The sequence below is a fragment of the Acinetobacter sp. YH12134 genome, from assembly GCF_013418555.1.
In the GTDB taxonomy this organism is placed as follows: Bacteria; Pseudomonadota; Gammaproteobacteria; order Pseudomonadales; family Moraxellaceae; genus Acinetobacter; species Acinetobacter indicus.
Genome location: NZ_VPBT01000039.1, coordinates 1 through 10223, shown reverse-complemented (window position 1 = coordinate 10223; position 10223 = coordinate 1). Strand labels below are relative to the sequence as shown.

The 10223-nt window shown below is 41.0% G+C and carries 8 protein-coding genes; 1 reads left to right on the top strand and 7 read right to left on the bottom strand.

All coding sequences use genetic code 11. The annotated features are described in order from the left end of the window. Positions 1 to 203: 203 nt before the first annotated feature. From FTU69_RS14330 to cadR, 6 genes are all read right to left on the bottom strand, one after another. Positions 204 to 1103 (bottom strand): cation diffusion facilitator family transporter, encoded by a 900-nt coding sequence (locus FTU69_RS14330; protein ID WP_180104084.1) that lies wholly within the window; start codon positions 1101 to 1103, stop codon positions 204 to 206. Positions 1104 to 1189: 86 nt separating this feature from the next. Further along, positions 1190 to 4348, bottom strand: a complete 3159-nt coding sequence (locus FTU69_RS14325; RefSeq protein ID WP_005180693.1) for an efflux RND transporter permease subunit — start codon at positions 4346 to 4348, stop codon at positions 1190 to 1192. Continuing rightward, positions 4338 to 5573, bottom strand: a complete 1236-nt coding sequence (locus FTU69_RS14320; protein ID WP_005180694.1) for an efflux RND transporter periplasmic adaptor subunit — start codon at positions 5571 to 5573, stop codon at positions 4338 to 4340. Before FTU69_RS14320 ends, FTU69_RS14325 begins: the two co-directional genes overlap by 11 nt. A 1-nt stretch (position 5574) precedes the next feature. Next, positions 5575 to 6942: a TolC family protein gene (locus FTU69_RS14315; RefSeq protein ID WP_180104083.1), complete on the bottom strand. Its 1368-nt coding sequence runs from the start codon at positions 6940 to 6942 to the stop codon at positions 5575 to 5577. A 49-nt stretch (positions 6943 to 6991) separates the two neighbouring features. After that, positions 6992 to 7402 (bottom strand): hypothetical protein, encoded by a 411-nt coding sequence (locus tag FTU69_RS14310; RefSeq protein ID WP_004733191.1) that lies wholly within the window; start codon positions 7400 to 7402, stop codon positions 6992 to 6994. Positions 7403 to 7544: 142 nt separating this feature from the next. Beyond that, positions 7545 to 7937: a Cd(II)/Pb(II)-responsive transcriptional regulator gene (cadR, locus tag FTU69_RS14305; RefSeq protein WP_004281856.1), complete on the bottom strand. Its 393-nt coding sequence runs from the start codon at positions 7935 to 7937 to the stop codon at positions 7545 to 7547. An 89-nt stretch (positions 7938 to 8026) separates the two neighbouring features. Here cadR and FTU69_RS14300 point away from each other — a divergent pair, with 89 nt between their 5' ends. Next, positions 8027 to 9307 carry a cation transporter gene (locus FTU69_RS14300; protein ID WP_104500112.1) on the top strand — a complete coding sequence of 427 codons (1281 nt, stop codon included), beginning with the start codon at positions 8027 to 8029 and terminating at the stop codon, positions 9305 to 9307. Between the two features lie 215 nt (positions 9308 to 9522). On the opposite strand, the gene FTU69_RS14295 is transcribed toward FTU69_RS14300, so the two are convergent. After that, on the bottom strand, positions 9523 to 10089 hold the full coding sequence (locus FTU69_RS14295) for a recombinase family protein (RefSeq protein WP_180104085.1): 567 nt from the start codon (positions 10087 to 10089) through the stop codon (positions 9523 to 9525). Between the last annotated feature and the right edge of the window lie 134 nt (positions 10090 to 10223).

The following is a 10223-nucleotide window of genomic DNA, read 5'->3' as shown; positions in this document are numbered from 1 at the left end:
CAATACCAGCGCACAGCCCAAAGAATGATTTCGCCCTGAAAATGCCGACCATGGAAAGGATTCATATGCTGCACCTTTAGCTAAAACAGTCTTCAGCTTACCATTCGTGGTTATTTGCAACAGTGCCAATAGAAGTGTAATACAGGAAAATGGTAAGGTTTATCAGCCTAGTCATCTGTCCATTATGTAGAAAGAGCAGCACTTTAATGTTTATGCTGTTCCAATGTATTACATTCCGTACTTTCTATTTGTAACGTAATTTCAGTAATACTATGATTATGTTTTAGAACGTCTAAGGCCTTTTGATAGAGCTGATCTGGATTGCTATTAGGAGCAACTAAATGAGCAGTTAAATGAATATTTTTTGAGGATATAGCCCAGACTTTCAACTGATGAATCCCTTCAACGCCCTCTAGCTTCAATAAATCATTTCTTAACGACTCAATATCAATCTCATCAGGAACTCCTTCAAGCAGAATATTAATACTTTGTTTTAATAAAATCCAAGTTCGAGGTAAGACCCAGAAGCCAATTAACACAGCGATTACGGTATCAACCCACATCCACTGGGTAAAATAAATAACTATTCCTCCGATAATCACGCCTATCGATCCTAGAGCATCACTAAGAACTTCTAAATATGCACCTTTTATATTTAGACTTCCTTCAGCACTAGCAGAAAGGATTTTCATTGAAATCAAATTTACGACCAAACCAATGACCGCGACAATCATCATTTCAACACTTTGAATTTCAGCAGGGTTCGTAAAACGTTGATAAGCTTCATAGACGATATATATCGCCACTACAAAAAGCATCACTGCATTAAACAGAGCCGCTAAAATTTCGAATCGCTGATAGCCAAAAGTTCTTTTATCATCTGCGGCTTTTTTACCAATTTTGATAGCGGCAAGAGCAATAGCTAAAGCGGCTACATCAGTAAACATATGAGCTGCATCAGATAACAAAGCCAAACTTTGGGTAATAAAAGCAGCGACAACTTCTACTATTAAAAAAGTAGTCGTTAAACCTAAGGCAACCATTAACTTCTTACTATTTTCTTCAGTAACAACCGCATGGCTATGATCATGATGTTCTGACATAAAATATTTTCCTTATTCTATTTATGATGAGCAGAGATATTGGATAACAGCCAATATCTCTGCTGTAAATCGACTAATCTATTGGATTAAGAAACTTTCTTTTCATTCATCCAGCGGTACAGTACGGGCAATAAAACCAATGTAAGCAGGGTAGAGGAGATAATTCCTCCAATAACCACTGTTGCTAAAGGTCTCTGTACTTCTGCCCCAGTTCCGGTTGCCAAAGCCATCGGGACAAACCCAAGGGACGCCACACAAGCGGTCATCAGCACAGGTCTAAGACGCAAAATTGCACCCTGCCACGTTGCATAATAAAGGTCATATTGTTGTCGCAACTCTTTGATAAAGGTGAGCATGACTAAGCCATTCAGTACAGCCACCCCCGATAGTGCAATGAAGCCAACCCCTGCTGACATGGATAATGGAATGTCACGCAACCACAACGCGATTAAGCCTCCACATAAGGCAAACGGTACACCACTAAAGACCAGTAAGCTTTCTTTGATATTATGGAATACAGCCATCAATAAAATAAAGATCGTCAACAATGCGAGCGGAACCACCAATTGCATACGCGCTTTTGCAGACATCAGATTTTGAAATTGACCGCCATAATCTATCCAATAACCGCTTGGTAATTCCTGTTTGGATAACGTGCTCTGAAGCTCTGTTACGAATGAGCCTAAATCACGTCCTTCTACATTTGCAGTAATAACCACTCGACGTTTACCATTTTCACGGCTGACCTGATTAATACCCAGGATATTTTCAACGCGTGCCACATCTTGCAGTTGGACTAAACCACCATTCGGCAATTGAATAGGAAGTACCGCTAACTGTTCAGGACTACGCTGGGATTCATCTAGACGGATGACAAAATCAAAACGCTTGTCTCCCTGTAAAATTGTTCCAACATTCTGGCCACCGACACTTGTAGCTACCAGATCCTGAATTGCTCTTACCGACAAGCCATATTGTGCAGCTCTGGACTTATCCACCTCTACATTCAACAAGGGTAAGCCACTGGTCTGTTCTACATTAACGGCTGTCGCGCCTGAAATTGAGTTAATTTTTTGAGAAATTTTATTCGCTTCGCGATTTAGAATCTCCATGTCATCACCAAATAATTTGACACCCACATCACTTCGCACCCCTGAAATTAACTCGTTAAAGCGCAGTTCAATGGGTTGCGAGAACTCACTGTTATTTCCCGGCAATGTCGCTAAGAAAGTAATCATTCTTTGGCGAAGCTCATCAATCGTTTGTTTTGGATCAGGCCATTCATCATGAGGTTTTAACAGTACCACGCCATCTGAAATGTTGGGTGGCATAACATCTGTGGCCACTTCTGCTGTACCGGTACGAGCAAAGATCGCTTTAATTTCAGGAAATTCTTTCAACAGTAACTTTTCAGTATTTTCCTGCATTCTCAGTGACTGTTCTAACCCTGTACTTGGGGAACGCATTTGCTGAACAGCAAAATCACCTTCACCCAGTTGAGGTGCAAACTCGCTACCTGTTTGAGTGGCTAGCACGCCCGTAAGCACTAAAATACAGGCAGCCACAATAGTCACAAATAAACGAAGCTCATAGGCTTTATCTAAAAGCAGTTCATATTTGGTTTTAAGCCAATGCATCCAGCGACTTTCGGTTTCCTTGACTTCTCCAGTGACAAATAGGGCAACTGCGGCTGGCACAAAAGTGACAGATAAAATCATGGCCCCAATTAAAGCCAGTACAACAGTCATTGCCATAGGATGGAAAAGTTTGGCTTCTACACCCGTCAGGGTAAAGATAGGTAGATAAACCACCAAAATAATTAACTGTCCAAAAATCAGAGGACGACGCGCCTGTTTTGCAGCCAAGAAGACTTCTTTAAATCTTTCAGAACGGCTAAGTAAACCACCTTTCAGCTTCTGAGCTTCTGCTAGCCGACGGATACAGTTTTCTACAATAACCACTGCACCATCAATAATAATACCGAAGTCCAGTGCCCCTAAACTCATCAGATTTGCACTAATCTTCTGCTCTGCCATTCCCGTCAAGGTAAACAGCATTGACAGTGGAATAACGCAAGCCGTGATCAGCGCAGCACGGAAATTACCTAGAAAGAGAAATAAAATAACAATGACGAGGATTGCACCCTCAATCAAATTTTTCTGAACGGTTTTGATCGCCCGATCAACCAAATGCGTACGGTCATACACAGTCTCAATCACCACACCTTTAGGTAGCGATTGCTGGATCGATTGCACCTTTTCATCAATGGCTTGAGCAACGGTACGGCTATTTTCTCCCATCATCATCATGGCAATACCCAATACAGTTTCTTCACCATTATAGGTTGCAGCCCCTGTTCTTAAGTCATGACCAATTGAGACATTGGCGACATCTGCCACCCGAATCGGATAGCCGTTTTTATTGGCAATACTGATGTTCTGGATATCTTCAATCGTGTTTAAAGTGCCGGGAACACGAACCGTTAGCTGTTGTCCATTTTTCTCAATATAGCCAGCACCACGGTTTTCATTATTCTCTGTTAAGGCAGTTTGTAAATCAGACAAAGGAATTTGCAATTGTTGCAATCGGTTCAGATCAGGGGCAACCACATAGGTTTTATTAAAGCCACCGATACTGTTGATCTCAGCAACGCCTTTTACGCGCTGTAATTGCGGTCTTACAATCCAATCCTGAATTTCACGTAAATCCATCGCCGAATAAGGGGTTCCATCCGGCTTTTTAGCATTTGGTTCGGCTTTAATCACCCATTGATAGATTTCACCTAAACCTGTCGAAATAGGCGACATGTTAGGTTGCACATCTTCAGGCATTTCTCCCATTGCTTCTTGCAAGCGCTGGTTGATAAGCTGTCTGGCCCAGTAAATATCCGTGCCATCTTCAAAAATGATGGTCACTTGCGATAAGCCGTAGCGTGAAATCGAACGGGTTTGTTCCATTTTCGGCATGCCTGACATGGCATTCTCAATGGGATAGGTAATCCGCTGTTCCATTTCCAAAGCCGTAAAGCCATTGGCTGAAGTGTTAATCTGCACCTGAGTATTGGTAATATCCGGTACAGCATCAATCGGTAACTTTTGATAACTATAAATACCAATAGCAATCCAGGCTGCAATAAACAGCATAATCCAAATGGCGTTATGGATAGAAAACTGGATCAGCCGATCAAAAAGCCCTTCAGGTTTTACCGATTCGTGGTCTGGAATGTGAGGGCTTTTAGTGCTCATGTGAAGCCTCTCCTTTTTCCATCTCAGATTTCAGTAAGAAACTGCCTTGAGCTGCATATTTTTGTCCCTGATTAAGCCCATTTACCACTTCAATCCACTGGCTATCCCCAGACGATTGCCCTAATTTCACCGGTTGCGGACTGAATTCAACTTTCTGTCCATGCTGAATGGCGACAAAAACCACATCTTTTCCATCGACATTCTGAACTGCGGACTTAAGTACCCGTAATGCGGTACTTTCACTGCGTTGTTGCAACTGTACGTTTACCATCAAGTTTGGACGTAATTCGGTTGCATTCGATTCAACTTTTGCTCGCACCTGAAGACGGCCTGTTTGAATATCCGCTTCAGTATTTAAAGTCTGAATAACAGCCTGATAGACCTTTTCCGTTTGCAAGGATTTAAATTCGATCTTTTGATTCGGGGCTAAGCCCATAATTTCAGAATTTGGAACAATAAACTCAAGCCAGAGTTGATCTAACCGGTCTATCGTAAAGAGTTGATCGGCTAACTGAACATTTTCCCCGAGAACCAAATCCTTTTTACTGATCACGCCAGAAATGGGAGCTTTCAAAATATAGCGTCCGTTACTGGCATTCACTGCACCAAATGCACTTAAACGTGATTGGGCCGCTTGAACCTGAATTTGTGCCCGTTTATAGCTGTTATAAGCACGTTGATAGTCCTGTTTTGCTGAAATGCCCTGTGACCAAAGCTGACGCTCACGATCATAGTCTTGTTTCGCCAGTTCAAGGTTGGTTTGTTCAATTTTAAGATTGGCCTGCTGATCAACTAGATCAGGAACAAGCAACGCAGCCAAAGGCTGTCCTTTCTGAACTTTTTGACCGAGTTCTACATAGACATTTTCTACATGACCACTAAAACTCGGTGAGACGTGCGCTTGCTGGTCAGTATTCACATTCAGTTTGGCAGGATAAGAACTTAATTTAACCACCGGGCCTTGATCGACCGCTGATAATTGTATGCCCTGTTCCACCAGTTGCTTGGCAGTCAGGCTCACACCTTCTGCATGCTCTTCGGTTTCACCACCATGTTCTTCTCCCCCTTCTTCCTCGGCATGTTCATCTGATGTTTCAGATTTATTCTTACCCGTTAAGATCAAGAAAATACTGAGGAGTACGGTAGCGCCGATGACCAAACTAATCAGTAGGGGTTGAGAGATTTTTCCGCTCTGTTTTTTTAAGCTGTTTTTAAGATCGAACATGTTAATTTCCCCCACCAATGACAGGCATGGCCTGTATGTCTTGCCATAAATTTTGATTGATTTGTGCAATAGCATCTTTCGACATGACTTCACTTGGGCTAATGCCTAAGCTTAAACTTTCTGCTTCGATGGCCTTTTGCCAGCCCTCCCGTAACAACTGGACTTTACGTAGACGGATGTCTTGTAATTGAAGCGTGGCTTGCTGAACATCGGTTAAAGCAAACTTTCCTGCCAGAAAACCTTGTAAAGTTTTACTTTGAACTTGAGTCGCCAAAGGAATTTGAGTCTCGTCAACGACTTTGAATTGAAGCTCTAAACCCTGCAACTCGGTTAAGATCGTGCCTATTTGCAGCGCATTTTGCTTTAGATAAAAGTCTTTCTGACGCTCTAATAAGTTCATTTTTTCTTGCGCGATTTTTATGCCATTTTGCTGACGATCGAAAATATTGAGCGGTACACTGACTCCAACCACCAGTTGATTTTGTGTTGAGTTTTCCAAGGATTGGGTGCGGTTAACGCCCAGGTTTAAAGTGGGGTTAGGACGAGCCTTTGCCCTTAGTTGATCAACCGTTGCTTGAGACTCTAATACCAGTAAAGCTCGATATTTCTCAACGTAGTTTTCCGCTAAATATTCTTGAACCTGCTGATGAGTCGATTTTGGCCAGAGCTTTTGTGAAGAGAGGTTTACCTGCAATGACTTATCAGAGGTTCCCCATAAATTTGATAATTGTTGGGTGGCCACTTGGACTTGTAAGTCGGCCTGTCTAAAAAGACGGATATTTTCAGCATGACTTAAACGTGCGCGATTCACATCTACTTGCGCGATACTGCCTGCATTAAAGCGCTTTTCGATTGCTTGAAGGTTTTCTTCGCTCACCCGAAGTTGTTCATTGACAATGTTTTTTTCAAGTTCGGCAATGGCCAGTTGCGACCATACATATTTCACTGCAAGCTCAATTTGTGCTTGATAAATCTTCTGTTTCAGCGCTGTTTTATCTATTGAGAGACTGGCTAATTTTTGGTTTGCTCTTCGCTCACCAAAAATATCCAAAGGTTGTGATATACCGATGGCAAGCTCTTTTTCATTATTTGAACCAAATCCCGTTTGTTCAACTGACAGTTCAGGATTTTTAAACAGCTTACTTTGCTGAAGATTCGTGGCATTAATGCTGTTTTGCGTTTCCCAGAAATTTTGGGACGCTTGATATTGGTTAACCTGCTCAATAGCTTGCTGCAGCGTTAAATCTTGAGTACTGGCGACTACGGAAGTACTGAAGCTGATCATTGCAGATAGCAAGATACCGCTACCTAAGGCTGACCAGGATAAATTCAGGATGGAGGTATCCTGATGTAATTTGTTTTTTGACATGAAAATGCCCCACGCATAATGAAATTAGGAGTGGTGGGCTTTTATAAGACTACCCCACCAATAGTAGGGGCAAATCGGGAGGCGGGGTTAATTGATCCAGATAAGGGGGTTTATAAAAAGTTATTCCCAAATAAGTTGGGGTAATGCCGGTCTCAAAATTAGCTTTAAGCTTCAGATCATCGGGTGGGTCAATCTGAATCACGATTGTATTTGAGAAATGACTGCACTTTTCGTTAAAACAAACCTTCTGACAATAGTCATAGATTTCTTTATAGTTTTCTAGGGAATAAAGTGCTTGACGAGGACTATCACTCTTTTCGTCTAAATCGATTGGATTAGAGAGTATTGAATTGGGTATGTTTGGCATTTCATGCAGACACGCAGCCTCTGCCACACTCCAAATATTCTGGAATGTGAATAAGAGTACCAATATCTGGATTAGAAATGTTTTTCTCTTCATACACAAATCTGTATTTAAAACACCAATAAGAAGCTGTCCAGATCTATCAAAGATCTGATCACAGAATTTGAGTAACCTTAAACTTTTTGCAGCCTTAAGTAAAGATATACAGAATTTTTGAAAAAAGCATAGGTCTAGATAATCAAGCTAGATTTTTTAGAACTCCACATTGGTCAATTGTACATAAACCATCACAAGTACCTCTTAAATCAGATAATTGTTCAATAAGCTTTTGTTGCTTGATTATATTTTCTCTGATAGCACTGACATGTAAGTCAATTAATTCATTCACATCTGAACAATTTTTCTTGGGATTATCTTTATAGGTGAGTAATTGACGAATTTCATTCAAACTCATATTTAAAGTTCGGCAATTCAAAATAAACTTAATTCGCTCAACATAGCCTATATCGTAAAGGCGGTAATTTCCTTCTGTTCTTTCGGGTTCCGGAATTAAACCTTCCTTTTCATAAAACCTAATTGTTAATACTGAACATGAGGTTTTTTTAGAGAGTTCACCAATTTTTAAATGCATTGAGTTGGTATTTCCAAAAAATCTTGACTCTATAGTAACTATAGGGATTCTAATATTCAAAGTTTATAATTTTTTTAATGGGTATAATTATGAGTGGTTGTGGATGTAGTAAAGAAACACCATGCGAAGATAAGAAATCTCAACAAGAAAATCATCCATCAATTGCAGAAGCAAGCAATTCAAAGAATTGTGATAATACGCCTAGCTGTTGTGGTGAAGAGGAAGAAGAGAAATCTTCATCTCCTTGCTGTAACACTTCAAACAGTTGTGAAGATACCGCTCAATCCTGTTGTGGTTCTGATCCCAAAGAAAATTTAAGCACAGAAAACGTTTTAAAAGATTCGCACTACATGAGTGAATACTTAGTTCCCAAAATGGATTGTTCTGCGGAAGAACAGATGGTTCGTATGGCGCTATCTTCAATTGATGGTGTTCAAAAACTCATCTTTGATTTACCTAACCGTTCTTTAAAGGTTCTACATAATCAAAAAGATGAAAATATAACCACCAAACTTGAAGGACTGGGTTTTGGGGCAAAGCTTGTGAAGACTGAAACTTATATAAGCAATCAACAGGCCAAGCAAACAAGTACCTACACCATTCCTAAAATGGATTGCTCTGCTGAAGAGCAAATGGTCCGTATGACTCTTGCAGATCTTGAAGCAGTTAAAGGTCTTACTTTTGATCTTCCCAATCGAAAACTGAAAGTCTTCCATAATGAAGGGATTCAGCAAATTACGGCCAAACTTGAAGGACTGGGTTTTGGGGCGAAACTTGATGAAACACAGCTTTCTTCAGGTGACCTACCCAATGAACCTGATCCTGTAAGACAAGCTAAAGTACTTAAACTGTTATTAGGCATTAATGCTCTACTGTTCTTTATAGAATTCATCAGCGGTATTATTGCTGCTTCTACAGGATTGATTGCTGATTCTCTAGATATGTTTGCCGATGCAGCCGTTTATGGTATTGCGCTATATGCCGTCGGGAAAGCTGCGAAATATCAAGTAAAAGCAGCTCATTTTGCAGGCTGGATTCAGTTATTACTCGCTGTCATCGTGATTGTTGACGTCATTAGACGATTCATGTTTGGAAGCGAGCCAGAATCAACGCTCATGATTGTTATTGGCCTGCTCGCACTTATAGCTAACGTGACATGCTTATATCTTATTTCTGGTCATCGAGAAGATGGCGCACATATGAAAGCCAGTTGGATTTTCTCAGCGAATGACGTTGTGGTAAATATGGGCGTCATATTTGCCGGTGTACTCGTGGCATGGACGGGATCAGCTTATCCAGACTTAATCATTGGTATACTGGTTTCTTTATTCGTACTTAATGGTGCTCGAAAGATTTTGGCTTTGAAGTAAGGTACAACAAGAGTTATACCGAGCGAACCAATACTAAAAACCCCAGCAGGATGCCGGGGTTTTTTCTTTTCTAAACATCTGGGGTGATTGATTAAATGGTCATCTAAAATCAGTATGATAGTTCAATCTCCCCCCTCGAATAGGCTTTTTCATAGATTTATCACATTCCCTCATTTTCATAAGCTAAACTAAATATAGTCGAAAATTCAATTGAGTTATTCCCCGGCTTTTAAATAGCGGTATACCGCTTGACGACTAATACCGAATGCCTGACCTAATGCCATTTTTGAAGGATATTTCCCTTCCTTCCATGCTTGTCGTAAAGCTTCAGCCTGCTCAGGTTTCAATTTATGTACCCGACCTTTGTACTTCCCTTGAGCTGATGCCAGTTTAATTCCTTCCTTTTGCCGCTCCAGAATAATCTCACGTTCGAACTGTGCAAAAGCACCCATCAGTTGCAGCATCAAATTATCCATCGGAGTGGATTGGGCCGTAAAAGTAATATTTTCTTTTACAAACTGGATGGAGATCCCTCGTTTGACCAGTTTATCTACTTCAGTCACCAAATCTTTTAAGCTTCGCGCAAAACGATCCATGGAATGAACAATCACCCTGTCCCCTTCCCGAACATAGTTCAACATTTCTTGAAATTTCGGTCGGTCAGTATTTTTACCTGAAGCGCGGTCGACAAAAATCCGGTCGACTTCAATTCCCTCAAGTTGACGCCCAGTATTTTGCTCGACCGAACTCACCCGGACATAACCTACTTTTTGACCTTTCACTTTTTCAGGCACTGTTGCAAATAACCACGAATGGTAAGCTGAAGACTGTTTTAGCTAAAGGTGCAGCATATGAATCCTTTCCATGGTCGGCATTTTCAGGGCGAAATCATTCTTTGGGCTGTGCGCTGGTATTG

Bases quoted from the DNA above. Each gene is read 5' to 3' on its own strand.
- FTU69_RS14330 (WP_180104084.1), bottom strand. From the start codon at position 1,103: ATGTCAGAACATCATGATCATAGCCATGCGGTTGTTACTGAAGAAAAT.
- FTU69_RS14325 (WP_005180693.1), bottom strand. From the start codon at position 4,348: ATGAGCACTAAAAGCCCTCACATTCCAGACCACGAATCGGTAAAACCT.
- FTU69_RS14320 (WP_005180694.1), bottom strand. From the start codon at position 5,573: ATGTTCGATCTTAAAAACAGCTTAAAAAAACAGAGCGGAAAAATCTCT.
- FTU69_RS14315 (WP_180104083.1), bottom strand. From the start codon at position 6,942: ATGTCAAAAAACAAATTACATCAGGATACCTCCATCCTGAATTTATCC.
- FTU69_RS14310 (WP_004733191.1), bottom strand. From the start codon at position 7,402: ATGAAGAGAAAAACATTTCTAATCCAGATATTGGTACTCTTATTCACA.
- cadR (WP_004281856.1), bottom strand. From the start codon at position 7,937: ATGCATTTAAAAATTGGTGAACTCTCTAAAAAAACCTCATGTTCAGTA.
- FTU69_RS14300 (WP_104500112.1), top strand. From the start codon at position 8,027: ATGAGTGGTTGTGGATGTAGTAAAGAAACACCATGCGAAGATAAGAAA.